The 956-nt window shown below is 43.2% G+C and carries 2 protein-coding genes; both read left to right on the forward strand.

Features of this window, described 5'->3' with window-relative positions; all coding sequences use genetic code 11:
* A partial coding sequence (locus A3738_RS05420) for a DUF2878 domain-containing protein (RefSeq protein ID WP_068763429.1) occupies positions 1–465 on the forward strand: 465 nt, incomplete at its 5' end.
* Positions 466–543: 78 nt separating this feature from the next.
* A partial coding sequence (locus A3738_RS05425) for a hypothetical protein (protein ID WP_156503991.1) occupies positions 544–956 on the forward strand: 413 nt, incomplete at its 3' end.

Below are 956 nucleotides of genomic sequence, written 5' to 3' on the forward strand. Positions count from 1 at the left end.
CAGTGTCTCTGGTTTGCTGCGATTCTAGAGGGCTGGCAGGTAGCGCTAGTTCCTCTTGCTGTATTGCTTGCACATTTCTTTTTTGTTGTTCGAAATCGCAGCACATATGTGGCTTGTGCGGTCGTTATTTTATTTGGTTGTATCGCTGACAGCATTTTGGCTGATCTAGGTTTATATACATTCCCTAAAGATAACTTTTTACTACTTGGTTCTATGCCATTGTGGTTGTGTTTTATGTGGGTGGGATTTGCAGCGAGCCTCCCTCTGTCTTTGCGATGGTTACATACTTCTCCTTGGTTATTGATCGCTTTTTTCGCCATCGGTGGGCCAATGTCCTATTACGCGGGACATAAACTTGAGGCGTTAACGTTTTCGATCGAGCATTTACCGATTATTGCGGCTCTATGGCTAGCCGTTGGGTGCGTCGTATTAATGCTTAATCAGCGTCGACAAGCTTTCGTTTAAGTGACGTAGTTCCATATTAAATAGTCCGACTATTTCGATTCTACGTAATCTCTAACGTTGAATAAGAAGAGTATAGAGATGACTTTTTTATTTCGAAGAACAAAATTCCTTTTTCTGTTGATGCTTGGTGCAGTCTATACGTCTGTGGCTTTTGCAGATCAACTTAGATTCATCGGCAAAGCTTATGATATTGATAGCAACGAGCTGTTGTACGTTGAACGTCATTATGTAGAGCTCTCAAAGCAAGGCGAGTATGTTCAATCGCAAGTCATTTATGAGGGAGCGCAAGGTCAGCGTATTGCCGAGAAAGCGCTTAATTTTTCGGGAGCTTCATCCTTACAGCCCTATCTTCAATTCGAACAATTTAATAGCGATATTCGCTATGAAACGACTTCGATGCGCGACGCCCTGTTCCTAGACAGTAGTGGTGAGAGAACGCGTTTTAGTTTGTCAGATTCGGGGCTGCCACTGGTTGTTGATAGTGGCTTCGA

It is taken from the genome of Oleiphilus sp. HI0066, assembly GCF_001635725.1.